Annotated in this window: 19 protein-coding genes and 1 pseudogene; 7 read left to right on the top strand and 13 right to left on the bottom strand. The window is 56.3% G+C overall.

Features of this window, described 5'->3' with window-relative positions:
- Positions 1 to 690: 690 nt before the first annotated feature.
- The gene (locus NR201_RS08395; RefSeq protein ID WP_031590647.1) at positions 691 to 1,311 is read left to right on the top strand and encodes a response regulator transcription factor; all 621 of its coding nucleotides are present in this window, start codon (positions 691 to 693) and stop codon (positions 1,309 to 1,311) included.
- Positions 1,312 to 1,340: 29 nt separating this feature from the next.
- Here the strand turns inward: NR201_RS08395 and NR201_RS08390 are convergent, their stop codons facing one another.
- Genes NR201_RS08390 through NR201_RS08370 form a run of 5 tightly spaced genes read right to left on the bottom strand, consistent with a single transcriptional unit; the run spans position 1,341 to position 8,538 of the window.
- Complete coding sequence (locus tag NR201_RS08390) at positions 1,341 to 6,881, bottom strand: AAA family ATPase (RefSeq protein ID WP_256849635.1); 5,541 nt, start codon at positions 6,879 to 6,881, stop codon at positions 1,341 to 1,343.
- Complete coding sequence (locus NR201_RS08385; RefSeq protein WP_010670332.1) at positions 6,881 to 7,264, bottom strand: response regulator transcription factor; 384 nt, start codon at positions 7,262 to 7,264, stop codon at positions 6,881 to 6,883. Before NR201_RS08385 ends, NR201_RS08390 begins: the two co-directional genes overlap by 1 nt.
- 43 nt (positions 7,265 to 7,307) lie before the next feature.
- Positions 7,308 to 7,562, bottom strand: coding sequence for a XapX domain-containing protein (locus NR201_RS08380; protein ID WP_033780211.1), 255 nt, complete (start codon positions 7,560 to 7,562; stop codon positions 7,308 to 7,310).
- A gap of 2 nt (positions 7,563 to 7,564) precedes the next feature.
- Entirely contained in the window at positions 7,565 to 7,786 is a 222-nt protein-coding gene (locus NR201_RS08375) for a XapX domain-containing protein (protein WP_033773924.1), read from the bottom strand.
- Between the two features lie 59 nt (positions 7,787 to 7,845).
- Entirely contained in the window at positions 7,846 to 8,538 is a 693-nt protein-coding gene (locus tag NR201_RS08370; protein WP_010670331.1) for a hydrolase, read from the bottom strand.
- A 287-nt stretch (positions 8,539 to 8,825) separates the two neighbouring features.
- Between NR201_RS08370 and NR201_RS08365 the strand changes: the two genes are divergently transcribed.
- From NR201_RS08365 to NR201_RS08350, 4 genes are read left to right on the top strand one after another with little or no spacing between them, the layout of a single operon-like run.
- Positions 8,826 to 10,703: an amidohydrolase gene (locus NR201_RS08365; protein ID WP_256849634.1), complete on the top strand. Its 1,878-nt coding sequence runs from the start codon at positions 8,826 to 8,828 to the stop codon at positions 10,701 to 10,703.
- Between the two features lie 2 nt (positions 10,704 to 10,705).
- A complete protein-coding gene (locus NR201_RS08360) occupies positions 10,706 to 11,128 on the top strand; it encodes a DoxX family protein (protein WP_256849633.1) in 423 nt (140 codons plus the stop codon).
- Complete coding sequence (locus NR201_RS08355; RefSeq protein ID WP_256849632.1) at positions 11,115 to 12,743, top strand: MFS transporter; 1,629 nt, start codon at positions 11,115 to 11,117, stop codon at positions 12,741 to 12,743. The genes NR201_RS08360 and NR201_RS08355 overlap by 14 nt, the downstream gene beginning before the upstream one ends.
- A gap of 47 nt (positions 12,744 to 12,790) precedes the next feature.
- Positions 12,791 to 13,612: an alpha/beta fold hydrolase gene (locus NR201_RS08350; protein WP_010247190.1), complete on the top strand. Its 822-nt coding sequence runs from the start codon at positions 12,791 to 12,793 to the stop codon at positions 13,610 to 13,612.
- A 41-nt stretch (positions 13,613 to 13,653) separates the two neighbouring features.
- Here NR201_RS08350 and NR201_RS08345 read toward each other — a convergent pair whose 3' ends face one another.
- The 5 genes from NR201_RS08345 to NR201_RS08325 form a co-directional block, all read right to left on the bottom strand.
- Positions 13,654 to 14,379 carry a pirin family protein gene (locus tag NR201_RS08345; protein WP_182504980.1) on the bottom strand — a complete coding sequence of 242 codons (726 nt, stop codon included), beginning with the start codon at positions 14,377 to 14,379 and terminating at the stop codon, positions 13,654 to 13,656.
- Between the two features lie 164 nt (positions 14,380 to 14,543).
- Complete coding sequence (locus tag NR201_RS08340) at positions 14,544 to 15,524, bottom strand: LacI family DNA-binding transcriptional regulator (RefSeq protein WP_172609069.1); 981 nt, start codon at positions 15,522 to 15,524, stop codon at positions 14,544 to 14,546.
- A gap of 55 nt (positions 15,525 to 15,579) precedes the next feature.
- Entirely contained in the window at positions 15,580 to 16,641 is a 1,062-nt protein-coding gene (locus NR201_RS08335; RefSeq protein ID WP_172609068.1) for a sugar phosphate isomerase/epimerase, read from the bottom strand.
- A 26-nt stretch (positions 16,642 to 16,667) separates the two neighbouring features.
- Positions 16,668 to 17,897, bottom strand: coding sequence for an MFS transporter (locus tag NR201_RS08330; RefSeq protein WP_172609067.1), 1,230 nt, complete (start codon positions 17,895 to 17,897; stop codon positions 16,668 to 16,670).
- A 144-nt stretch (positions 17,898 to 18,041) separates the two neighbouring features.
- Positions 18,042 to 18,953, bottom strand: coding sequence for a DMT family transporter (locus NR201_RS08325; protein WP_031292565.1), 912 nt, complete (start codon positions 18,951 to 18,953; stop codon positions 18,042 to 18,044).
- A gap of 231 nt (positions 18,954 to 19,184) precedes the next feature.
- Here NR201_RS08325 and NR201_RS08320 point away from each other — a divergent pair, with 231 nt between their 5' ends.
- Positions 19,185 to 20,201, top strand: a complete 1,017-nt coding sequence (locus NR201_RS08320; RefSeq protein WP_172609066.1) for a lipoate--protein ligase A — start codon at positions 19,185 to 19,187, stop codon at positions 20,199 to 20,201.
- Positions 20,202 to 20,380: 179 nt separating this feature from the next.
- Here NR201_RS08320 and cspA read toward each other — a convergent pair whose 3' ends face one another.
- Positions 20,381 to 20,593, bottom strand: a complete 213-nt coding sequence (cspA, locus tag NR201_RS08315; protein ID WP_003855207.1) for an RNA chaperone/antiterminator CspA — start codon at positions 20,591 to 20,593, stop codon at positions 20,381 to 20,383.
- Between the two features lie 423 nt (positions 20,594 to 21,016).
- Complete coding sequence (locus NR201_RS08310) at positions 21,017 to 22,213, bottom strand: MFS transporter (RefSeq protein ID WP_033760352.1); 1,197 nt, start codon at positions 22,211 to 22,213, stop codon at positions 21,017 to 21,019.
- A 294-nt stretch (positions 22,214 to 22,507) separates the two neighbouring features.
- Here NR201_RS08310 and NR201_RS08305 point away from each other — a divergent pair, with 294 nt between their 5' ends.
- A complete protein-coding gene (locus NR201_RS08305; RefSeq protein WP_256849631.1) occupies positions 22,508 to 23,257 on the top strand; it encodes an NAD(P)-dependent oxidoreductase in 750 nt (249 codons plus the stop codon).
- Positions 23,258 to 23,397: 140 nt separating this feature from the next.
- Here the strand turns inward: NR201_RS08305 and NR201_RS08300 are convergent.
- A pseudogene (locus NR201_RS08300) lies at positions 23,398 to 23,637 on the bottom strand (hypothetical protein); the annotation flags it as partial.
- Between the last annotated feature and the right edge of the window lie 152 nt (positions 23,638 to 23,789).

The raw sequence follows: 23,789 nt of genomic DNA, 5'->3' as shown, positions 1-23,789 counted from the left end.
CTGACAGTTAAGGCTTTTTTAAATGTAATGACTTCTTACCGGCTAAAAACGGGTCAGTTTTTGCCCGGCTGATCGTCAGAATCTGGCAGAGTGGCTTCGCGTTGATAAGCATTGGCCGCACAATGGTAAAGTTGAGGGTTAATAACAAAACATAACGTATGTTGTAACTATATAATCAACTATCTTATTTCGCTATAAGACGCAGGGTAAAGATCGATACGCTTATCAATCCGTCGTTTTGCCCTCAGGCAAATTAATTATCAGGTCCGCCACGAGTTAACAGACTACTCCCGAATTAATTACGTACCGCCACTAACTTATTCCGGTACATATCAGGCTGAAACGATTTAATCTGGATAACGGATTTATGGATTATTTTAGCTATTAAACGGGACTATTCTCCTGACCGTGAGTGAGCGAACAATTTATGGCATAGCTATGTCGATTAAATGACAGTTAACAGCATTGATGGTCAGAATAAAGGCACACTTCACCGAGGCTGGCGCTCACATTTTAGTCATACCTATCAGCCATTTATCTTAATTTTAACAAGCTGATAATTATAAGATGATAATGATAACTGTTATGGTAATATCCTGTTAACCCTGCCCGACGCTTTCTTATCAGGGCCTCTTTACGCGTCATGCTTAATTAAATTATCAGTAAATACCTGGCTGAAACGAGGTCCCTATGAATCCCATCGTTTATATCGTTGACGACGACGCTGCTGTGACTGCTGCACTGCGTAATCTGCTCACCGCCGACGATTACACGGTTATCTCTTTTTCTTCGGCTGATGATTTCCTGGCTCACACTTTTACTCCCCTTCCCTGTTGCCTGATTCTGGATATTAATCTGCCGGGTGCAGATGGATTTGATGTCGCACAGGCACTGATCGATCGTGGCTACGCCATCCCCACTATCTTCTTAACCGGCTTCGGGACGATTCCGGTCACGGTGCGGGCGATGAAAACCGGCGCTTATGAGTTTCTGACTAAACCTGTCGATCCCGATCGTATTTTGCAGGCTGTCTCAGAAGCCTTACAGATCGCCGGGCAGAATATGGCCTCTTCCGAGGAGCGAAGGGAGATACTGGAGCGACATCAGACCCTGACGCCGCGTGAAAGCGAGGTCATGCTGCTGGCCATTAGCGGCCTGCTGAATAAGCAGATCGCCGCCGAAATGGGCGTCAGTGAGATCACGGCTAAAGTTCACAAGCGGCGGGTGATGGAGAAGATGAAGGCGCGGTCGCTCACCGATCTGGTGCGGGCGGCAGAGCGGCTCAATATTGATCATACCCGACGCCGCTAAGGCCAGGCAGACACCTGGCCTCAATACGATTATCCCAGTGGCAGAGTGAACCAGAAACGGCTGCCGCCTTCCGCCCGGTTCTCTGCGCCTAATTCACCACAATGCTTTTTGATAATCCCTTTGCTGATGGTTAATCCCATGCCCATGCCACTTTTCTTCGTGGTGTAGAACGACTCAAAAATTCGTTCACGCACGCCATCCGGCAAGCCGCAACCACTGTCCAGCACCTCAAAACGCAGCGTGTCCGGCGTCGGGTTCTCTGACGTCAGCCGCAAAAGCGCCGCGCGTGGTAAATCGTCGGACATGGCATCGATGGCATTGATTACCAGATTCAGCAGCACCTGCTGAATCTGAACGCGGTCGCAATAGATATCCGCCTTTCCGGCCCTCAGTTTCAGCTCCAGCGAAATTCCGCGTCGCTCCAGCTCCACTCTGGAGAGCGCCAGGATATCGCGGGCGATCAGATGCAGGTTTTCCGAGGCAAAGCTCGATTCATGATTGCGGGTCAGCGCCTGCAGGCCACGAATTATCTCTCCGGCACGTTTTCCCTCTTTGATAATTTCATCCAGACTGCTGCTGGCATTCTCCAGCATCACCGGTTCACGCTTTAACCAGCGCAGGCTGGCACCGGCATTGGCCACGATCGACATCAGTGGCTGGTTAATTTCGTGCGCGATTGAGGCAGTCAGTTGCCCGACTGTGGTGGCGCGCGTTACACGGGCCAGATCCGCCTGTGCCATGCGCGCGGCATCTTCTGCCTGGCGCTGCGAAGTGATATCGGAAATGGTGCCGAAGTACTCTTTCACCTCGGGGAAATTTTCTACCGGCTCTCCGATGCCTTTGATATAACGGCATTCCCCATCCGGCCTGAGCACACGGAACTCAGCCTGCATACTGCGTCCCTGACTGACGCTGTGGGTTACCAGTTCGCTGATGCACTCATAATCATCGGGATGAACGCGGGTCAGAAAGTCTGCCATCGACAACCCTTTTTGATGGGCTGGCAGGCCCAGAATACGGCCATACTCTTCAGACACCATCATCATGTCCTCTGCCACTTCCCAGCGCCAGGTGCCGGTATGACTGATCTTCTCGCCGAGCATCAGTGAGGTTTTGCTGGCGCGTAGCTGCTTCTCAACCCGTCGCCGATGGTTGTTCTCCTCCAGCAGTTCAGCGTAGAGGCGCGCCGTCTCCAGCGAAACCGCCGCCTGAGCACTCAACGTTTTCACGATGTGGGAGTGTTCAGCCGTGAACGCATCGGGCATCAGGCGATTCTCCAGATAGAGCACCCCAACCATATTGGCCTGCCTGAACATCGGAACACATAACACCGCAGCGCCCGAGGCCACCAGGTAAGGATCCTGACTGAACGGACTGAACTCTTCCGGCTTGCCAGTACGTATCTCCTGACCGGTACGGATCACCGCGGCCAGTACCGATAGCGGCAGGTCAGTTGCGACGGGGCGCTCTTTGACAATCTGCACCCGCACGCCATCAGCCGTGCTTTCTGCCCAGGCCTGCGTTTCCGGAAGCGTACCATCCAGAATCCGGATAAGCCGACAGCGCTGGGCACCGGCCCGCTCCAGCAGGATGCGCATCAGGGTATGAATCAACCGATCAAGGTTGATCTCCTCCGTCAGGGCGCGCACGGCGGTCAGCACACTCTCAAGGTCGTAGAACGAGGCATCCTGCGTAAAGGGAATGGTCGCCACCGCACTGTTTTGCATCGGCGTGGTCAGATGCGGATAGTGCTGCTCAAGCTGGCGTACCATCGCCAGCGCGCCCCAGCTCTCCCAGCTTCTCATCGACGCTTTAACGTAGGCATCGGCGGCGGTATCTAGCTGTAATGCTTTGCAGTAGCGGCCAGCCAGCTGATTCGCCAGCGCATGAATGTGCAGATATCCCCCCTGGCGGGAGAGACAGATCGCATTTTCATACTGCTTGAGCGCCTCACCCGTGTTGCCCTCAAGACGCGCACATTCTGCCCTGAGCAGGGCATATTTATCAGCAAAGAGTCCGGGATTGAGGTCGGCCCAGCCCGCAAATTTGTCCAGATCGCAGCGCAGCGTGTTGCTGTCAGCCGCACCGGGCTGCAGGCTCAGCGATAGTGCACTGTAAAAATGCATATCCATCAGGTAGATGTAAGCGGGCACTGCGCTGGTCAGCGGACGAATTTCTGCAAAACAGCGCAGCGCCTCCCGGTATTCTGCCGCAAAGAAATGCGCCATTCCCCGATACAATCCCGCCCAGAACAGCACCATCGCTTTTGGGCCAGAGATCACACCCGGCTCGCTTCCCGCCACCATCGGCAAAGCGCCATCGCGATCGCCTGCCCTGAACCCGTTGCTGTTCCGCAGTTGCATCACCAGCTGCTTCTGCATGACCAGCACGTTCTCAACATCGGGATAAAAGGTTTTGCGGGTAAAAGCGAGTCCGCGCTCAATGGAGGTCATGACCGACTCCAGGTGATCGCCGCGTGTCAGCGTGTTCATGATCTGATGACGCAACGAGAGGCAGGCAAAGGATCGGTCACCGTGCATCACCGCGACGCGAAAACTTTCACGGGCACTCTCTACGGCCACATCCAGCGGCTGCGTCCAGATCCCCAGTTGATCCAGAGGCAGCAGCGTGCGGGCTTTATAGCGGGTAAAGTCATGCTGCTCCACCAGCTCACGGGCCACCCGGCCGCAGGCATAGCCAAAATGCCAGGCCTGATAACGTTCGCTGATTAGCACGCTGAACCAGGCGAGACCAAACGCAGAGGCACCGGTCACGCCGTGATCCAGCGTCATCTCCAGCATCCGGCAGACCAGCAACAGATGCAGCTGCGGGTAGTCGTAGGCGGAGACAAAGATGGTGCTGGCCATCAGGTTCAGCACCGACTCAGTTTCCTGATCGGTGTTGCGTGGCAGGTGGGAAAAAGCCGCTTGCGGGGAATCGCCGATCCGCGCCCTGATCGCCTGCCAGGCGGCGTCAATCTCCGCGTCGTCCGGATCACGCCTGAGATGCACACCAAAGACAGCCAGCCAGGCGAGCGCAGTTTCCAGCGCCAGATGGTTGTCGGACTGGCGCATATGAATTTCAGCAGAGAGACAGGCTGCCATCGATTTTTCACTGAGCGTGCCTGGCTCACTCAGCAGTCGGGTACAAAGCTTTTGCGCGGTCGTGAGATTACCGTGCAGAAATTCGCACTCCGCCTCATCGATGCCCAGCATAAAGTCATTGCCGGTCACCATCCGCTGGCTGAGTTGCTGGGCGCTGCGCAGATAGCGCAGCGCCGAGAGATAATCCCCGGCACGTTTTGCTCCCTGCGCAGCATGTAAACAGAGGGGATAATAGCGTTCACGATCTGCGACACTAAGCGGCAGTTCAGCAATCATGCCGATGTGATAAGCCGCGCGGAATAGCGTCTCACTGTGATCGGCATTCGCCACCGCGGCCGACAGCCATGCCGCCGCCTGTTGATGAAGAGAGTGTTGCTGCCGGAGGTCGAGCAGTAAAAACGCTGCGTTATGCACGCGGTCGTGGGTAAAGGCGTAGTTCCCGCCAGTCAGGGTTATAAAACGGCCGCTGACGGCAGGCTCAAGCTGCTGCTGAATCCGCGATACGGACGTGGCGTTAATATGACTTAACAGCGACAGTTCACCGCTGGCCCCCAGACAGGCCAGCGAACCCAGCAGCTGGCGTGTTGCCTCCGGCATCCGCGCCAGCTGATTTAATACCAGCGTCGCCACATTGTCGGTGTACTGACGCGCAATCAGCGCCTGGCTGTCGTAATGCCACTTCAGCGGGTTCTGACGATAGACAATCACCCCATCATCCACCGCCTGAAGGAAGAACTCCTGCATCGAGAGCGGATTACCACCGGTTTTCTCAAAGATAATCTGTGCCAGCTCACGATTGCCACCGGGACGGGTATGCAGCATTCCCGCCAGCCAGCGGGTGATGCTTTTAACACTGAGCGGCTGCGGCGTCAGCGCCACGACACGTGCCGCTGATGCTCTGAGGCGCAGCAGAAACCCGGCAATCATCGGACAGGGCATCGACTCACCCTCCCGGAAGGCGAGCACCAGCATAAAAGGCAGATGCTCATTACGGGTAATCAGATTTTCCAGCAGTTGCAGCGTGGCATTGTCTGCCCAGTGAACATCATCAATCAGCATCACCAGCGGACGGCCCGGCGTGGCAAAGGCCTGGATAAGTGCAGACGCCATCTGATTAAACTGCTCGCGGGCGTCCGGAGCATGGCGCACCACCGGCTGCACTGTCCGGATATTCAGCAGCTGTTTTAGTTCAGGCACCAGTTCAATGGCTAAATCGGTATAGCCTCCCAGCAAGCGCAACAGGCGAACCCGCCATTTGCTTAGCTCCAGGGCTGACAATCCCAGCAGATAAAGCGTGACCGTGCGAAACGCTGAGGCGACTGCGGCATAAGGTGCGGCAGGCGAATGTTGATCGGCCTTGCTGGCGGCCAGCAGAATCTGTCGGTGCTGCAGGGTTTTCAGGGCGGAAGCGATAATGGCGGACTTACCCGAGCCGGGCGCACCGCTCAGCATCACCAGGCTCTGCGTGCCGGTACGGTTGACCGCATCCAGCGTCGTCAGCAGCACGCGAGCCTGCGGATGTTGCGTGAAGAGTGTCTCGGGCCGGAAACTGGTGCTGAACCGCTCCTGCAGACCGGGCGTGAACGGCGCAATGGTGTTTTCTGCGGTCAGCGTCGCCTGACAGCGGCGTAAATCAGCCATCAGCCCCTGCACGGTCTGATACCCGTCAGCAGGTGACTTGGCCAGCAGACGCAGCAGAATCACAGAGAGCATCGGCGGCACATCCTCTCTGACCTGTCCGGCTGGCCGGGGTGCGCTGGCGATGTGATGATGAATCCACTCCGCCTCCCCCGCATCCGGTGAGCCAAACGGCAACTTACCGGTGAGATATTCATACAGCACGACCCCCAGACTGTAGAGATCGCTGAGGCTGCTGACCGGATGCGGCGTGCGGCCGGTATGTTCAGGTGACATATAGGCCAGCGTACCGCCTGAGACGCGCAGGCTGTTTTTTTCCGCCGACTGCGCCGCCAGCGAGGCGAGACCAAACCCGCCCAGCCGGAACCGGCCCTCGTCGCTGATAAAAAAATGGCCCGGCTTGATATCCCCATGCACGATGCCCTGATGATGCGCCTGGCCGAGCGTGTAGCAAAGCTGCAATGCAACCTGCAGGAAGTCAGCGATTTTATCGGGAGGGGTCGCGAGGTTATTCGCCAGGCTGCGAAACGGAAACGTGGGGTAGATCAGCGCATAGCGGTTGAGGTAACGGGTGGTGCCCGTCGCGGTGATGGCCCAGCGGGGCGAAAGATAAGCGGCCAGCGCGCGCTCATTTTTCAACCGCTGCGTCGCCTGAAACGTGACGTCGTCACTCTGTCCGGTGGCGATTATCAGTGACTCACCTGAGTGACGGCGCGCCAGCATCCAGAGCAGACAGCCATCCTGCGCCAGCGGCGTCAGCGTGTCGAAATCTTCAATCGCGATCCCTGCGTCGTCACTCTCCTGAAAATTAACTGAAAGCATGCTCATCAGCGCACCTTTCCCTGAGATAACTCGCAACGGATCAGTGTCAGCAGCGTATCAACATCAATCGGCTTTCGCAAAAAAGTCACGGCACCCAAGGCAATGGCATACCACAGGGTGGTCTCTTCCAGATCTGCCGAGATAAAAATCACCGGTGGCAGACCTGCCCGCTGTTTCAAAATAGTGAACAGCTCAAAGCCGGACATGCCCTTGAGTCCGACATCGATGATCAGCATGCCCACCTCTGAAAGTGCATCGTCATCGCTCAGCAGCGCCTCACCTGACTCAAATAGTCGGGTCGAATAGCCGTCTGAATGCAACAGATTGCTTAGTCCACTGCGGACCGCGCGTTCATCGTCCACAATGACAATACGCTGTGACAGCGCCATGCAGTTATCCTCTGAAACGCCTCATCGTACGGCACGCGAGGACTTAAGGGTGGTTATCGCCATCGGGTGGCGGTGTCCCACTGATTTTTGGCACACACTCATGGCGAAACCACTTCAGCGTCACCGGCTGACGGCGGAACAGACGCGTACCCAGCGGAATCAACTGCTCACCCACCAGCATGCCAAACAGCCCCACTAAAGCAATAACCGGCGGTGCCGGAGAGTTCACGTTGATCAGGGCATAGATTACCCCGGCAAGCAGCCCCACCGTGAGAGAAATAATGTAGGATTTCAACATGTTCAGCTTACCCGCGAAACAGGTGTAACAAACGGCGCATCCGATCGCTGCAGGGTGGTCGTATGCTCTGCGGGCAAGACTGCGTGCACCAGCGCCCCACCCAGCAACATCCCCAGCAACCCCACCAGCGCAATCGCGGGCGGAGCCGGTGAACGCACCTTTAGCAGGCCGTAAAGCAGGCCAATCAATACCCCTGCAGCCAGAGAAAGCAGTAAAGGATTCATAACCAGACTCCTGTTATGCCTGCTGACCGGCAGACGTAAGCCGATCAGCAGGACGCCCCTTAGCGGACCGGTGCGTGAACCGGTGCCAGGGTACGGTGTTCACTTTTTTGACGTGACGGCGCTTTGTGTACCATGGTGTAGGCATAATCCACACCAATGCCATAGGCACCTGAATGCTCTTTGGCGATGTTCATCACCGCATCGTAAGTGTCCCGGTTGGCCCAGTCACGCTGCCACTCCAGCATCACCTGCTGCCAGGTGACCGGTACCACACCCGCCTGAATCATGCGCTGCATCGCGTAGTCGTGCGCTTCTTTGGTGGTGCCGCCTGACGCATCCGCCACCATATAGATCTCATAATCCCCTTCCAGCATTGCGCACAGCGCAAAGCTGTTGTTACACACTTCCGTCCAGAGACCGGACACCACCACTTTTTTCTTGCCGTTCGCGGCCAGCGCATCACGCACTTTCTGGTCATCCCAGGAGTTCATTGAGCTGCGCTCCAGAATGTCCTGACCCGGAAACACATCCAGCAGTTCAGGATAGGTGTGGCCCGAGAAGCTTTCGGTTTCGACGGTGGTAATGATGGTGGGGATATTGAAGACTTTCGCCGCCTTCGCCAGCGCAACGGTGTTGTTTTTCAGCACCTGGCGGTCAATCGACTGCACGCCAAAGGCCATCTGCGGCTGCTGGTCGATGAAAATAATCTGGCTGTTATGTGGCGTGAGGACTTCAAGCTTAGCGTTGGACATGCGTTCACCCATAGAGGTTATGTAACGGAATTTTCGCCAATTGGCACGGAGCAAAAGGACGGTCAGTGCAGGTTTAACGTCCTGCTGCTGGCTGTCTGGTCGCAGTGTAGGGCGACGGGCGAAGGCAAACTATTATCTCTGCGTATAACTATACGAAGGTATAGGTATCCCTCTGTATAACTAGACGACGCATTAACCCGCTCACCATAATCCGGCTTATTCGTGCCCTGTTATCTGCGGCACTTCCTGTCCCGCACTACGTCGGACAACCCCGTTGAGGAGGATCTATGGTTACGCTGGGTAAAGCAGAATTGATACTGACCCATGGCAAATTTCATACTGTTGACCGCAGCAATCCGGTGGCAGAAGCGGTTGCGATTCGTGATGGCAAATTCGTTGCGGTAGGCACACTGGCAGAGGCGATGGAGTATCACTGCGACGGCACCAAAGTGATCGATCTTAAAGGTCACACCGCCGTGCCGGGCCTGAACGATTCCCACCTGCACCTGATACGTGGTGGTCTGAACTACAACCTTGAGCTGCGCTGGGAAGGGGTGCCGTCGGTTGCCGATGCGCTGCGAATGCTCAAAGAGCAGGCGCTGCGCACGCCGTCACCGCAGTGGGTGCGTGTAGTAGGCGGCTGGACCGAGTTCCAGTTTGCCGAGCGACGGATGCCGACGCTGGATGAGATCAACGAAGCGGCCCCCGACACGCCAGTTTTCGTGCTGCATCTTTATGACCGCGCCCTGCTCAACCGCGCAGCGCTGAAAGTCGTCGGCTACACCAAAGAGACACCGAACCCGCCGGGTGGCGAAATCCAGCGCGACAGCAACGGCAATCCCACCGGCCTGCTGATCGCCCGCCCCAATGCGATGATCCTCTACGCCACCCTGGCCAAAGGACCGAAACTGCCGCTGGAACAGCAGATCAACTCGACCCGTCAGTTTATGCGCGAGCTGAATCGACTGGGTCTGACCAGCGCCATTGATGCGGGCGGCGGCTTCCAGAACTATCCCGAAGATTACGAAGTGATCGCTGAACTGCATCAGAAAAAGCAGATGACGCTGCGTATCGCCTACAACCTCTTCACTCAGCGTCCGGGTCATGAACTGGAAGATTTTGAGAAGTGGACGGACATGCTGACGCCAGGCCAGGGCAGCGACTATTTCCGTCACAACGGCGCAGGCGAAATGCTGGTGTTCTCGGCCGCCGACTTCGAAGATTTTCTGGAGCCACGTCCGGACTTAGCGCCTGGCATGGAGGATGAACTGGAGCGCGTGGTGCGTCATCTGGTGGAACATCGCTGGCCTTTCCGTCTGCATGCAACCTATGACGAGTCGATCAGCCGGATGCTGGATGTCTTTGAGAAGGTCAACCGCGATATCCCGTTTAATGGTCTGCACTGGTTCTTTGACCACGCGGAAACCGTCACTCAGCGCAATATCGATCGTATCAAAGAGCTGGGCGGTGGCATTGCGGTGCAGCATCGCATGGCATTCCAGGGCGAATACTTTGCTGAGCGCTACGGTATTGAAGCCACCCGCCATACTCCACCGGTTCAGAAAATGCTGGAAACCGGCGTCCCGGTCGGACTCGGCACCGATGCAACCCGCGTCGCCAGTTATAACCCCTGGACCGCACTCTACTGGCTGGTTTCCGGTCGCACCGTGGGTGGCATGCAGATGTATGACGTCAATGCCCGCCTTGACCGTGAAACGGCTCTGATGCTCTGGACGCAGGGCAGCGCCTGGTTCTCCAGCGAACAAAATAAAAAAGGTCGGATTCAGGTAGGTCTTCTGGCGGATCTGGCCGTGCTGAGCAAAGATTTCTTCAGCGTGCCGGAAGAGGAAATTAAAGGCATTGAGTCAGTGCTGACGGTGGTGGATGGCAATATTGTCTATGCCGCCGGATCGTTCAGCGCGGATGCGCCGCCCGCTATTCCGGTTCTGCCTGAGTGGTCACCAGTGGTGAATGTGCCAGGTCACTATCGCAGCGCTCCGCCGGTTGCGCAGAGCCGTGCGGGTACGATGCCCACCGTGCACCACTGTAGTGGCCCCTGCGGTGTTCATCGCCACTCCCATGAGATCGCCCGTGGTTCCAGCGTTCCGGTTGCCGAAGATAACGCCTTCTGGGGCGCGCTCGGCTGCAGCTGCTTCGCGTTTTAATCATGAATAACGCTATCACTCAATCGCCCCGCATCAACGCGGGGCTGTTCTTCCTGCGCCTGACCGGCAGCCTGCTGCTGTTAAAGGTGCATGGACTGCCGAAAATTCTGCATTTCAGCGAAGAACTGACGCGTATAGAAGACCCGTTTGGTCTGGGACCGATGATGAGCCTGCTGCCAGCGATAGTGGCAGAAGTCATCTGCCCGATCTTTATTATTCTCGGCTGGGGTACCCGGATTGCCTGCCTGCCGAGCATCGCGGTGCTGCTGGTCGCGATGCTGGTGGTACACCCTGGCTGGTCACTGGCGGAAGGCCAGTTCGGCTGGCTGCTGCTGATTATCTTTACCACGCTGGCGCTGACCGGGCCTGGCGGCTGGCGAATCGGCGCGGTGAAACATCAGGGGGTTCGTCATGGCGCAGGTTAATGATATCCACCAGCTGGAGCAGGAGCAGCCTGAGGTCCAGGCCGCTGGCGAGATTTCGCCGTTACAGCCGCTACGCAGGCCGGTGTTCCGCATGCTGTGGATCGCCACCGTCGTCTCCAACATCGGTTCATGGATGAACGATGTGGGTGTGAACTGGAGCATGCTGACGCTGAGTGCCGATCCGCTGGCCGTGGCGCTGGTGCAGGCGGCCAGCAGTTTGCCGATGTTCCTGTTCGCGCTGCCCTCAGGCGTGATGGCGGATATCGTTGACCGCCGCAAATATCTGCTGTTTTCCCAGCTATGGACCTTTATCGCCGCCTGTGGGCTGACGGTACTCGCCTGGACCGGCCATGTCACTCCCGAGGTGCTGCTGGTGGCAGCCTTCTTGCTGAGCGCCGGTGCCGCCATGAGTTCACCGCCCTTTCAGGCGGTAGTGCCGGATCTGGTGTCGAAACCTGAGCTGGGCGCGGCCATTGCCCTTAACTCACTCGGTATTAATATCAGTCGTGCCGTCGGCCCGGCGCTGGGTGGCCTGATCCTCTCGTTCACTGGTCCCTGGATGGTCTTCCTGCTGAATGCGCTATCAGTGCTGGGCGTCACCTGGGTGCTCTGGCGCTGGAAGGCGGAGCCGAGCGTGCAGCGCCTCCCGCCCGAACACTTGTTTCCGGCGGTGCGTGCCGGACTGCGCTACGTTCACGCGGCACCGGTGTTGCGTAATGTGCTGGTGCGAACCTTTGCCTTCTTCCTGTTTGGCAGCGCGGGCTGGGCATTACTGCCGCTGGTGGCACGTCGTGAACTCGGCCTTGGCCCTGGCGGCTACGGCATCATGCTGGCCTGTATCGGTGTTGGCGCGATTACCGGCGCGGTGCTGCTGCCGCGCCTGCGTCGTCACCTGAGCTCCGATCGCCTGATGGTACTCGCCAGTCTTGTTTTCGCCCTGACCATGCTGGCGCTGGCTTTTGTACGCCACTTCTGGCTACTGAATGCGTTTGAATTTTTTACCGGATTTGCCTGGATTGCCGTGCTCTCGACGCTGAATCTCGGCGCACAGCGCAGCGCCGCGAAATGGGTAAAAGCCCGCGCGCTGGCGGTCTATCTGACGGTGTTCTTCGGCTCCATGACCGCTGGCAGCGCACTCTGGGGACAGCTCGCCTCGCACTTCAGCATTCCGCTGTCGCTCTGCATCGCCGCACTGGGCATGGTGCTGGCCAGCAGCACCGTCTGGCGCTGGCGTCTCGACCAGGATCCCGACCTTAATCTCGATATGATTGGTGATGGCGTCAACGCGCCCGCACTGGATATTCGTCATGAACGCGGCCCGGTGATGGTGAATTACGAATACCGGATTACTATTGATGATGCACATGCCTTTACCGTCTGCATGCAGGATATGCGGCGGGTCAGGCGTCGCGGTGGCGCCATCAACTGGTCACTGTATGAAGATATTCTGCAGCCCGGCATTTTCGTTGAGACGTTTGTCGTCGGCTCCTGGGTTGAGCATCTGCGTCAGAAAGAGCGCTACACCATCAACGACAAAAAGATAGAGCGACGGGTTTTCGCTTTTCATCAGGGTGAACATTCACCCGAGGTTCGCTATCTGGTGGCGCCAGCGTGACTGGCACACCATCTTTTCATCCATCACGTCATACAGAGGGCAATACCATGAGCACCTTTAAAACGACCGACGGCACACAGATCTACTTTAAAGACTGGGGCACCGGTAAGCCGGTTCTGTTCAGCCACGGCTGGCCGCTGGATGCCGATATGTGGGACAGCCAGATGAACTTCCTGGCGGAGCACGGTTATCGGGTTATCGCCTTTGACCGTCGTGGATTTGGTCGTTCTGATCAGCCCTGGACCGGTAATAACTACGATACCTTTGCTTCTGACATCAACGATTTGATCACCCATCTTGACCTGCAGAATGTGACGCTGGTGGGTTTCTCAATGGGTGGCGGCGACGTCACGCGCTATATCGGCAGCTATGGCAGCGATCGCGTCGCGGCACTGGTGCTTCTCGGTGCCGTCACGCCAATCTTTGGCAAAACGGCAGACTACCCGCAGGGTGTCGATATGTCGGTGTTTGAAGGGATTCGTGATGGCCTGCTTAAGGATCGCGCGCAGTTTATCAAAGAGTTCGCTACGCCGTTTTATGGTACCAATGCCGGACAGACCGTTTCTGATGGCGTCATGACGCAGACGCTGAACATCGCGCTGCTCGCTTCGCTGAAGAGCACCGTTGATTGCGTCACCGCTTTTGCTGAGACCGATTTCCGTGCTGATGTAGCGAAAGTGAATGTGCCGACGCTGGTGATTCATGGCAGCAACGACCAGATCGTTCCGTTTGAATCCACCGGCAAAGTGGCGGCGGAGATGATAGAAGGTGCTGAACTCAAGGTTTATGACAATGCGCCGCACGGTTTTGCGGTGACGCATCAGGATCAACTGAATCAGGATCTGCTGGCGTTTCTTAACGCGCAGTGATGCAAAAAAAACTGCGCGGTGACAGCCGCGCAGTTTTCATTTTAACGGGTTGGATGATTCACTTCGTTGGGACGCAGATCGAATAACAACACCTCCGCTCCTTCACCGTGACTGAACGACAGCGTTTTCTCATTGCGAACCCGCGCACCGTCTCCGGCACTAAATTGCAGGCCATTTACCCTGACACTGCCGTGCGCCACATGAATATACGCATAGCGGTCGTCCGGCAGAGTGATTGTCTGCTGCTCATCCCCCTGGAACAGTCCCGCATAGATGCGAATATCCTGGCGCACCCGCAATGCCCCGTTTTCACCTTCCGGCGAAATAATCAGTCGCAGATTACCGCGTTTATCCGCTTCGCTGACGGAGACCTGCTGGTAGCCTGGCGGGCTATTTTTCTCTGCCGGCACCACCCAGATTTGCAGAAAGTGAACACCCTCGGTGCCCGAGTGGTTGAACTCACTGTGAGTCACACCGCTACCGGCACTCATCAGCTGCACATCCCCGGGAACAATCACAGAGCCGGTGCCCATGGAGTCTTTATGCTCCAGCGCGCCCTCCAGGACATAGGAGATAATCTCCATGTTGCTGTGAGGATGGGCGCCAAAACCGCGACCTTTGGCTACCCGATCATCATTGATCACCAGCAGATCTGAAAAGCCCGCCTGCTTTGGATCCCAGTAGTTTGCAAAAGAGAAGGTGTGACGTGAATTCAGCCAGCCGTGATCGCCCACGCCGCGTTGCTCTGACAATCTTTGCTCAATCATATTCTGCCCCTTCGTTGATTCGGGAAGTGCGAATGCCCTTCGATGGAAACAGCATATAAGTAAACCAGGTAGTCACACAATGGCGTGAACTGGCAATGACTGTCGCGTTTTAGTAGACAATAAAGACGAGGTTATAGCGGGGCCAGGTTTTGCGGATTAATCCTTCAGCTACTGGCTCGCATCACCAGCTCTCCCTGCATGATCACACATTGTGGCGGAGAGTCTGGCCGGATGATTTTTTGCAGCACCAGCTCACAGGCACGACGGCCAATCTCCCTGGAGGGCTGAGCCAGAGTCGTCAGCGGCGGCGATACCATGTCGGCCAGTTCACTGCCGTCAAAACCCACCACGGCAATCTCCTGAGGTATCCGCAGACCCGCCTGCTGTATCGCCGCCATGGCACCCGCTGCCAGCGTATCTGAAACCGCAAACACGGCGTCCGGTCGTGTCTCGCCCACCAGCAGCTGATTCATCGCGGCTTTACCGGCGCTGAAGCTTAACTCACTGGCGTAAGCGATGGCCTGCCATGCGAGTTGTTGCTCTTTGAGTTGATGTGCGTAGCCCTGCTGACGCAGGCGGGCATATCGGTAGCGGAGGTCGTGATTAATCAGCGCAATGCGCTGACGTCCCTGTCCGGCCAGATAGTGCACCACTGACTGCGCAGCGACGTCATCATCAATCCCGACGCAGGAGATCTGGCCATTATCATCATGTTCGGCGCACTGAACCCAGGGTGCCGTGCCTATCAGCTGGCTCAGCTCCGGCAGCTTGCTGAATGCATCCATGGTGATAATGCCATCCACCATCTTGCCGGAGAGCAGTTGCAGGCTGGATCGCGAACGGGCAATATCGGCGCCCGAGTTACACAACAGGATGCGATAGCCATTTCTCTCCGCCTGCTCCTCAATGCCTTTGACCACCTCTGCGCAGAATGGGTTAGAGATATCGGAAACCAGTACCAGAATCATCGAGCTGCGCGCCGTACGCAGCTGGCGCGCCAGCAGGTTAGGCTGATAGTTGCTCTCTTCGATTGCCTCAAGGACTTTCTGCCGGTTAGCCGGTTTTACGCTGTCGCTGTTATTCAACACACGGGAAACGGTGGCAACCGAAACACCCGCCATCCGGGCGATTTTCTGAATAGACATAGCGATCCCTCTTTTTTAAAACTCACCCACAGAAAACCTTTGAATCCATGCCGCCTCAGACGTCGCGATCCAGACCCAGCTGATGGCGCACCGAAGGGGCGTTCTCTGATAAAGCAAAATCATCAAAAGCGCGGTCAGCCACCGGGATAATATGCCGGCGGATAAATTCCGCCCCTTCACGCGCCCCGGTCTCGCCATCCTTCAGACAGCACTCCCACTCCAGCACCGCCCAGCCGTCATAGTCGTACTGGGCAAGTTTGCTGAAAATGCGGCTGAAGTCGATCTGGCCATCGCCCGGCGAGCGGAAGCGTCCGGCGCGCGCCAGCCACGGCTGATAACCGCCATACACTCCGCTGCGTCCATTTAACTGGTACTCCGCATCCTTAACGTGAAAAGCTTTGATACGCGGATGATAGAGGTCCATGAACTGCAGATAGTCGATGTGTTGCAGAAGAAGATGGCTGGGATCGAACAGGATATTGCAGCGCGGGTGGTGATTCACTTGCGTCAGAAATCGCTCAAACGTGACACCGTCATGCAGGTCTTCGCCGGGATGAATCTCATAGCAGAGGTCCACACCGTGATGGTCAAAGCTGTCCAGCACCGGCAGCCAGCGGCGCGCCAGCTCAGCAAACGCCTCATTAAACAGCGCTTCATGGTGCGGCGGCCAGGGATAAAACCAGGGCCAGGCGAGCGAGCCGGAAAAAGTGGCATGTGCGCGCAGGCCGAGTTTTTCAGAAGCAGCAGCCGCACGCTTTAGCGTAGCGATGGCCCAGTCGGTGCGCCGGGCGGGATCGCCTCGCAGCGCGGCAGGCGCAAAATTATCAAAAGCGAGATCGTATGCGGGGTTCACGGCAACCAGTTGCCCTTCCAGATGCGTTGAAAGCTCACTGATCTCCAGCCCGAAACCGGCCAGTATTCCCCGCACCTCGTCGCAGTAAGTCTGGCTGACCGCTGCCTGCTTAAGGTCGAAAATAGCGGGCTGGTGGCAGGGGATCTGCAGTGCCCGGTATCCCAGCCCGGCGGCCCACTCCGCAAGCCCCGTCAGCGAGTTGAAAGGCGGCTGGGTGGTAATGAATTGAGACAAGAAGATGCCGGGTCCCTTAACTGTTTTCATCTGTGACTCCTGAGTTCAGTTACCGCTTAATCACGGTATTTGAATGAGAAGAAGAAAATAATCGCAATCACCGCAGCCGCCACGGCAGGGATCCACCAGAATATCGCCCAGCTCTCTGCGCTGGCGTTACCCGCCACCAGCTGATTGTAGAGCGCACCTGAGATTTGCGATCCCAGCAGCATGCCGATGCCGTAGGTGAACATCACCACCATGCTCTGCGCCTGCCCCTTGACCTTTTCACCGGCGATCCGATCGGTGTAGATGAATCCCACCACAAAGAAGAAGTCATAGCAGACGCCATGCAGCAGAATGCCCAGATAAATCAGCGTGCGCGTCTCATCACTCATGCCCAGCGCAAACAGTACATAGCGGACAAACCACGCTGTCATCCCAATCAGCAGCATGACTTTCACGCCAAGACGGCGGAACAGCAGTGGAATGATCAGCATGAAAACAATTTCAGACATCTGACCCAGTGACATCAGGGTGCTGACTTCCCGGATACCGGCATCCGCCAGCCAGGAGGCGGTAAAAGCGTAGTAGGTGCCGAGCGGAATAGAGATCAGGGTGGCACATACAGCGAAGACCAGGAAATGACGCAGTCGCAGCAGTGCGAAGGCATCGGCGCAGAAGAGATCGCGGACTTTTAACGGCAATCCTTTGGCTGGTGCCGGCGTATGTGGCAGCGTCAGGCTGTAGATCGCCAGCAGTACCGAACAGAGCGCCGCCAGCTGGAACACTGCCACGCTGTCAGCAATGCCGGTTACGCCGATAAAGATCCCCGCCACGATCCAGCCGATGGTGCCGAAGACTCTGACAATGGGAAAGCTTTTCTCGCTGCTGGCGAGGCTGTGAAACGCGATGTTATTTGAAAGCGCCAGCGTCGGCATAAAGCAGAGCGTATAGCCAAACAACAGTGCGATCAGCTGCGCCCCGTTCTCCGCGATTAGCGCCTGGGGCACGAACCAGAGAATCGCTGCGCCCGCCAGGTTCATCACCGCCATTACTTTCTGTGAGGGAAAAAAGCGATCCACCAGCATGCCGAGCACAAACGGCGAGAGAATTGAGGCGATGGGCCCGGCCGAAAACGCATCCCCAATCAGCAACGGCATGTTGTGACGGGTCATTACCAGCCCCAGCGTCACAGACCAGCTGCCCCAGATAAAGAACTGCATAAACATCATCAGAGAGAGGCGCGGCACCAGCAGCTTATGCTGCATCTGCTGGCCTGCTCTCTCCTGCACTGTTGCAATCATGGGAACCTCACGAATAAGTAATCGATTACATTCTGATTGCTCACAACGTAAACGAATGCAGCCGACTGTTCCTTCGCCGCGATCACAAATTATTAACTCTGCGTTATCACTCTGGAAATAACAAGGCGATGCCGGACGGGCCGATCAACGACTGGCATTAACTACCCGCGCTTTACGGAAGCGGTAACGCTCATACAGCACCGAGTAAAGGCCGCCTGCCACCACCAGAATCGCACCCATCACCGTGGTGGAGGTTGGCAGATTGCCGAGCAGCAGATAACCCACCGCCACTGACCAGATTAAGGTGGTGTAGTCGAACGGGGCCAGCAAGGACGCTTCAGCATAGCGCAGGCTCAGAGTCATCAGAATCTGAGTAATACCGCCCAGCAGCCCACATCCCACCAGTAACGCCAGCTGATTGCCATGCGGCACTTTCCAGCCGCCTGGCAGCGTGACCAGCGACGTTAAGGCCGTGGTGATAGCGAACCAGAAAGCGATGGCGCCCGGCTTCTCTTTGCCGTTAAGAAAGCGGATCTGCACCAGCGCACAGGCCGTACAGAAGGCCGCCATCAACGCCAGCAGAATACCCGCCGATGCAGAAAGGGAAAATGTTGCCTGGCGCGTCAGTGTGAGATGCCCGGAGAACATCACCAGAATGCCACTGAAACCGGTAAAGACCGCGACCCAGCGATGGTGACGCACTTTTTCGCGCAGAAATAGCGCCGCCAGCAGCACGGTAAACAGCGGCGCGGCATAGTTGATAGCCGTGGCGTCGGTCAGAGAAATGTAGAGCAGCGACAGATAACTGAAATAGAGTCCACCGGTTCCGGCCAGCCCGCGCACAAAATGCCCCCGAATATTGCGGGTGCGAATGCCGTCCAGCACGCTGCCCTGCAAGCGCAGCCAGATTAACAGCGGCACCAGTGCCAGCAGCGAGCGAAAAAATATTACTTCGCCGACCGGTATCGCCCCATCGAGTTCTTTTACACAGGCCAGCATCAGCGTGCTACTTAATGCAGCGGTGATCTTCATCGCTATGCCAGCGGAAGCGTTCATACGGTTTTTGTTCTCTCAAAGGGAAAATAAGCAGGGGAATCAGCACACTCCTTATCCATATTGTCATAATGTCGTACACCAATCTGCCGCGATTACTCTGCAGACGGCATTTTATCTTTTTTTGCCGCAGCATCACGGCATGAAGAGGCATGTAGTCCCGTTTCCCGGCTGGTACACTCTGCCTTCTGCCCTGCTTTATGGGCCTCTTCTCTTAAGGAACGGGAGTCACCGATGTCCACGCTGCGTTTACTGTTATCTGCATCCAACGATCCCTGGTTTAACCTGGCGGTAGAAGAGTGCATTTTCCGCCAGATGCCGGCCACCCAGCGGGTGCTGTTTTTGTGGCGTAATGCGGAGACGGTGGTGATAGGGCGGGCACAGAATCCGTGGAAAGAGTGCAACACCCGACGCATGGCCGAAGATGGCATCCGGCTGGCGCGTCGCAGCAGCGGCGGTGGCGCGGTATTTCACGATCTCGGCAATTGCTGTTTTACCTTTATGGCCGGCAAGCCGGAGTATGATAAAAGCGTCTCGACTGAGATCATCCTGCGCGCACTGGCTTCGCTTGGCGTACCCGCGGAGGCCTCTGGCCGTAACGACTTAGTGGTGAACACCGCTGACGGACTGCGCAAAATATCCGGTTCAGCCTACCGTGAAACGCCGGATCGCGGTTTCCATCACGGCACTATTCTGATGGATGCCGACCTCTCTCGCCTGGCGGATTACCTTAATCCGGATGTGAAGAAATTGCAGGCGAAGGGGATTACCTCAGTGCGCGCCAGAGTGACCAATCTGGCGGAGTTAACGCCGGGTATCAGCTATCAGGCGATCTGCTCCGCGGTGACGGACGCATTTTTCAACTATTACGGTGAGCGCTGTGAGCCAGAGAGGATCTCTCCCGACGCCCTGCCCGATCTGCCGGGTTTCAGAGAGCAGTTCGCAAAGCAGAGTAGCTGGGAGTGGAATTTCGGTCAGGCACCCGATTTCTCGCATCTGCTGGACCAGCGTTTTGTCTGGGGTGGTGTGGAGATTCATTTCGATGTAGAACGCGGCGTGATCAGCCGCTGTCAGATTTTCAGCGACAGCCTCAACCCTGCGCCGCTGGAAGCGCTGGCGCAGCGGTTGCAGGGTGTGACCTATCGGCCCGATGCCCTTGAACCGGTGCTGAATCAGCTTATTGCGGATTTTCCGGAGCAACGCGCGGAGCTGACAGAATTGCAGCAGTGGCTGGTCGCCAGCGTGCGCTGAACATTTTTTTACTGGCCTGCGCCGATATCTGGCGCGGGCAAAAAACATCGCGTAAGCATCAGGCAAATCATAAACGCAAAAAACCCGCACAAGGCGGGTTTTAATTAATTATCAATATCAGGCTTATCTGCTGAGGCTATTGCCATCACGCGTTGATAAGCACTATTGATAATTAAGGCTTACATAGGGACAACGTTTGCCGCTGAAGGACCTTTAGCGCCGTTTTCAATAGTGAATTCGACCTGCTGACCTTCGTCCAGAGTTTTATAATCGTTGCTCTGAATTGCAGAGAAATGTACGAATACATCTTTGCTGCCATCCTGAGGAGAGATAAAACCGAAACCTTTACCAGCGTCAAACCATTTTACTAAACCAGTCATTTTATTAGACATCGATAATTCCTTAATTTATGAGCCACAAAGTGGCGAAGATGGCCTGTCTTTCAGAAGGTAACTTACCAGGCTTTTAGGAGGAGACTCATGAATAAGGGTATCTTGTGATATCGCTTGCACTGAGGACTGCTTTACTAAAACTGCTTTGATAAGGTCTGTGTTCCAAACCGATGACGCTATTAAGCCACGCCTCGCCGACATTAGCAAACATTATTTTAATTTACTTTTAACATCCAGACGTCCGGAGCGCCCTTGTTGATTTTCCGAGCATTTTGAAATATCAGGGCTGACAGAATGATAATTTTCGCTGAACGGTCAGAGAGTCAATAATAGTGCGGTTAATCATTGCTGAAAAATTATACGGCGGCCATGTAGCGATAAAGCGCAGCGTAAACAGTATCGCTGCGCCCTGCTTTATAGAACTCAGGCCAGTTGAGTCTGCTGACGGGCAGCATGTCGCGCCGTGAGCACAAACACCATCAGACCGGCCACGCCCAGCGCAACACCCACCCACGCTGTTGAGATCCAGCCATAGCCAAGCGACACCGTCAGGCCCCCAAGATAAGCGCCCATCGCATTGGCAATGTTCAGCGCCGAGTGATTCATCGCAGCCGCCAGGGTTTGCGACTCATTGGCGACATCCATCAGGCGAATCTGCAATGACGGCAGCAACACTGAGCAGGTGCCGATCAGGAATGTGGCCAGCAGGCCGGTTGCCACATGCTGAACCAGCACCGGGAAGGCCAGCATCACCAGCACGTTCCATAACAGCGTCCAGCCAATAATATTCAGCACCGGACCATCAGCCAGACGGCCACCCACCAGATTACCGATGATCATTCCCAGCCCAAACGCCACCATCGCCCAGGGGATCAGCGAGGGGGAGATGCCAGCAATGTTAATCAGCGTCGGCGCGATATAACTGAAGATGGCGAACATCCCGCCAAATCCTACCGCCCCCACCAGCAGGGTCAGCAGCACCTGCGCGTTTTTCAGCGCGCCCAGTTCCCGCAGCGGATGCGCATCCACATCGCCAGGCGTGTAAGGAACATAGCGGCCAATCAGCAGGCAGGTTAGCAGTCCAATTGCGCCCACAAAGGTGAACACCACGTGCCAGCTAAATAATTGACCTATCCAGGAGCCCAGCGGCACACCAATCAGGGTCGCCACCGTCAGTCCCAGCATCAGTGACGCCAGCGCGCGGCCACGACGTTCAATCGGCACCAGCGAGGCGGCTACCAGCGACGCCACACCAAAGTAGGCGCCGTGAGGCAGGCCGGTCAGAAAACGCGCCACGAGCAGGCCGTGATAGCTGTCGGCCATCGCGCTGGCAACATTCCCGATGCTGAACAGCGCCATCAGGATCAGCAGCAGCGATTTACGCGCCATTCGCGCCGCCAGCACCGCAATAAACGGCGCACCGACCACCACGCCCAGTGCGTAACTGGCGATGGCGTTGCCCGCCTGCGGCTCGGTAATCGCCAGGGAGCGTGAAACATCTGGCAGCAGGCCCATCATGATGAACTCACCGGTACCGATGCCAAAGCCGCCCAGCGCGAGGGCCAGTAATGCCCAGCGGACAAAACCGGCATCGTCGGTTTTATGATTTTTTCTTAACAAAATTGATTCCCAATGGCCAGAACTGAAAAAACTGAAGTGAGCCGGAGAGAGAAAGCAGCGCGTGTTCCCGTCCGGGTGAAGCGGGCAGACTATAAAAAGTCAGGCTACGCTTAGCAACCCATTTATGTGATCTGGCGCACAGTGAAGGCTGCGGGAACGTGGGCATTTATCCGTGCCACTCTGGCGCATAGCGACCTGTTTAAGATCACAATCCGGAAAGCTACGCAGGCCTGAGTCGTGAATCTCTGTTTAACTGACCTCTCAGCGCTTCTTTTGCATAACAGGAATCAGCAGATGACGACCAGAGTTATCCTTCTTACCGGTGCCAGCGGGCGAATCGGGCGCACTTTCTTTGCGGCCAGCCAGAACAACTACCGTTTTATCCTGACCGATTTACGTGAGCCGGATTACGCGATACCCGCACCCCATCGTTTTATTGTGGCGGATCTGTCACAACCTGGTGCAGCGGAGAAATTACTGGCTGAAGAGCCTGTTGATACCGTCATCCACCTCGCCGGTATCCCGGATGCGCAGGCCAGTTTCGACGATCTGCTGCCCGCCAATATTCTCTCTACGACCTGGATACTCAAGGCAGCAGCTGAGCACCGCTGTCGTCGTCTGGTCTTTGCCAGCAGTGCGCAGACCATTGAGGGCTACCCGGCGGATGTGCAGATACATCCTGGCATGGCTATCTCTCCCGCGAATCTGTATGGCGTCACCAAATGTTATGGTGAAGCACTTTGCGCCTTCTATGCCAGCCAGCACGGGTTGAGCTGTGTGGCGCTGAGAATCGGGGCGTTTGAACCTGCACTGGATAACAGCCTGCATAATGCGAGGGATTACAGCGCATGGCTGAGTCCGGAAGATGCCGTCAGATTGCTGACTGGCGCTGTCGAGGCAGAGAAGATCACCTTCTTTATTGGCTACGGCATTTCCGATAACCGCTTTAAGCGCTTTGATCTGACACAGACGCGAGAAGTGCTGGGCTATACGCCGTCTGATAACGCATTCAGGGCATTTGCGCCAGGTGAACTGGATTATTAGCCCCTCCCTGAGCCGTGATCGCTTTCGGTCCCGAGTCGGCTCGTTATTCTTCACCTCCGTTGCCGCCGGTCCCTCCGGCGGCTGCTTGAGCCCTCAACTGAGACAACGCCCAAAAGAAGGCAGCGCATGAATCGGCCAAATCAGTGCGTGCCGGTATTTACCCGGCGACCTATGTCTTTCAACTGGGAATATTTTTCCAGCAGCTGTGGGCCATCATCCAGGCTCATGGCAAACATCCACATATAGGTCATCACCGAATAGATGTGACCCACATTGGTCCCGCCACGGTTCGACATTACCGCAATGGTGACAGCAAATAGCAGTGCCGCCACGCTACCGATGGCCAGATAACCCCAGGCTTCCCGATCGGAGAGACGGAGCACACCGCTCCGGCGCATATTATCCGGCAGATTTCATCTGTCGGTGTCACCATCTGCCGTAGGGATAGGTTTTCTCTTTGATAAAATCCTTTATGTCCTGATCATAACCATCCGGAATGCTGTAGTTAAAGTCAATGCGCGAAGGCACGTCT

It is taken from the genome of Pantoea sp. Fr-CA_6, assembly GCF_024520895.1.
GTDB classification, from domain to species: domain Bacteria; phylum Pseudomonadota; class Gammaproteobacteria; order Enterobacterales; family Enterobacteriaceae; genus Pantoea; species Pantoea agglomerans.
The sequence above is the reverse complement of the archived record's forward strand: the minus strand, read 5'-3'. Positions and strand labels throughout refer to the sequence as shown.

Coding starts and splice junctions, on each gene's coding strand:
- NR201_RS08375 (WP_033773924.1), bottom strand. CDS start 7,786: ATGAATCCTTTACTGCTTTCTCTGGCTGCAGGGGTATTGATTGGCCTG.
- cspA (WP_003855207.1), bottom strand. CDS start 20,593: ATGTCTAATAAAATGACTGGTTTAGTAAAATGGTTTGACGCTGGTAAA.
- NR201_RS08380 (WP_033780211.1), bottom strand. CDS start 7,562: ATGTTGAAATCCTACATTATTTCTCTCACGGTGGGGCTGCTTGCCGGG.
- NR201_RS08355 (WP_256849632.1), top strand. CDS start 11,115: ATGGCGCAGGTTAATGATATCCACCAGCTGGAGCAGGAGCAGCCTGAG.
- NR201_RS08320 (WP_172609066.1), top strand. CDS start 19,185: ATGTCCACGCTGCGTTTACTGTTATCTGCATCCAACGATCCCTGGTTT.
- NR201_RS08340 (WP_172609069.1), bottom strand. CDS start 15,524: ATGTCTATTCAGAAAATCGCCCGGATGGCGGGTGTTTCGGTTGCCACC.
- NR201_RS08365 (WP_256849634.1), top strand. CDS start 8,826: ATGGTTACGCTGGGTAAAGCAGAATTGATACTGACCCATGGCAAATTT.
- NR201_RS08390 (WP_256849635.1), bottom strand. CDS start 6,881: ATGAGCATGCTTTCAGTTAATTTTCAGGAGAGTGACGACGCAGGGATC.
- NR201_RS08370 (WP_010670331.1), bottom strand. CDS start 8,538: ATGTCCAACGCTAAGCTTGAAGTCCTCACGCCACATAACAGCCAGATT.
- NR201_RS08325 (WP_031292565.1), bottom strand. CDS start 18,953: ATGAACGCTTCCGCTGGCATAGCGATGAAGATCACCGCTGCATTAAGT.
- NR201_RS08335 (WP_172609068.1), bottom strand. CDS start 16,641: ATGAAAACAGTTAAGGGACCCGGCATCTTCTTGTCTCAATTCATTACC.
- NR201_RS08345 (WP_182504980.1), bottom strand. CDS start 14,379: ATGATTGAGCAAAGATTGTCAGAGCAACGCGGCGTGGGCGATCACGGC.
- NR201_RS08350 (WP_010247190.1), top strand. CDS start 12,791: ATGAGCACCTTTAAAACGACCGACGGCACACAGATCTACTTTAAAGAC.
- NR201_RS08330 (WP_172609067.1), bottom strand. CDS start 17,897: ATGATTGCAACAGTGCAGGAGAGAGCAGGCCAGCAGATGCAGCATAAG.
- NR201_RS08360 (WP_256849633.1), top strand. CDS start 10,706: ATGAATAACGCTATCACTCAATCGCCCCGCATCAACGCGGGGCTGTTC.
- NR201_RS08395 (WP_031590647.1), top strand. CDS start 691: ATGAATCCCATCGTTTATATCGTTGACGACGACGCTGCTGTGACTGCT.
- NR201_RS08385 (WP_010670332.1), bottom strand. CDS start 7,264: ATGGCGCTGTCACAGCGTATTGTCATTGTGGACGATGAACGCGCGGTC.
- NR201_RS08305 (WP_256849631.1), top strand. CDS start 22,508: ATGACGACCAGAGTTATCCTTCTTACCGGTGCCAGCGGGCGAATCGGG.